Source organism: Paenarthrobacter sp. CM16 (genome assembly GCF_013179505.1).
In the GTDB taxonomy this organism is placed as follows: Bacteria; Actinomycetota; Actinomycetes; order Actinomycetales; family Micrococcaceae; genus Arthrobacter.
Map to the genome: position 1 here is coordinate 1 of NZ_JABMCX010000557.1, position 1,128 is coordinate 1,128.

Consider the following 1,128-nt stretch of genomic DNA (forward strand, 5'->3'; position numbering starts at 1 on the left):
CCTACAAGACATACACCGACCACAAGAACCGCCAGCGCAAACTGCTCGGCTAACCCTGGTACTTACAGCCACAGACAAAAGGAAGTCCGCACATGTCGACGACGACCACACTTACCACCATTCACCACTTCATCAACGGAGCTGAAACCACCGGCGAGGGTGACCGCACCCAGCCCGTGTACAACCCAGCCACGGGTCAGGTTTCCGCTGAACTGCGCCTGGCCAATGAGGCAGACCTGAACACCACCGTCGCTGCGGCGAAGAAGGCCGCTGAGTCCTGGGGTGATATTTCCCTGGCCAAGCGCACCGCAGTGCTGTTCAAGTTCCGCGAGCTCGTCGCCGCCCACGTGGAGGAACTGGCAGAGCTGATCACCGCCGAGCACGGCAAAGTCCTATCCGACGCCAAGGGCGAGATCGGCCGCGGCCTTGAAGTGATCGAGTTCGCCTGCGGCATCCCGCAGCTTCTCAAGGGCGATTACTCGGACCAGGTCTCCACTGGCATCGACGTCTTCTCCTTCCGCGAGCCCCTGGGCGTCGTCGCCGGAATAACCCCCTTCAACTTCCCGGTGATGGTCCCGCTGTGGATGGCACCCATGGCAATCGCCACCGGTAACGCGTTCATCCTCAAGCCCTCCGAGCGTGACCCCTCCGCGTCCATGCTGCTGGCAAAACTGTGGAAGCAGGCCGGCCTTCCCGACGGCGTGTTCCAGGTCCTCCATGGCGGCAAGGAAACCGTAGATGGATTGCTGACACACCCGGACGTGGACGGCATCTCCTTTGTTGGATCCACCCCGATCGCCCAGTACGTCCATGAGACCGCAACCAAGCACGGCAAGCGTGTCCAGGCCCTGGGCGGTGCGAAGAACCACGCAATCGTGATGCCCGACGCTGACCTGGACAACGCAGCCGACCACCTCGCTGCTGCCGCCTTCGGCTCCGCGGGAGAGCGCTGCATGGCCATCTCCGTCGCCGTTGCTGTTGGTGACGCCGCGGACCTGATCGTGAAGAAGGTCGAAGAACGCGCCTTGGCCGTGAAGGTCAAGAACGGTACCGAACCCGACGCCGAAATGGGTCCGGTCATTACCCCGGCCTCCAAGGAACGGATCGTCAAGATCGTCACCGAAGCCG

General features: G+C 62.5%; 1 protein-coding gene. It reads left to right on the top strand.

What is annotated here, in order from left to right:
• Positions 1-92 precede the first annotated feature (92 nt).
• A partial coding sequence (gene mmsA / locus HP499_RS24445) for a CoA-acylating methylmalonate-semialdehyde dehydrogenase (RefSeq protein ID WP_172326602.1) occupies positions 93-1,128 on the top strand: 1,036 nt, incomplete at its 3' end.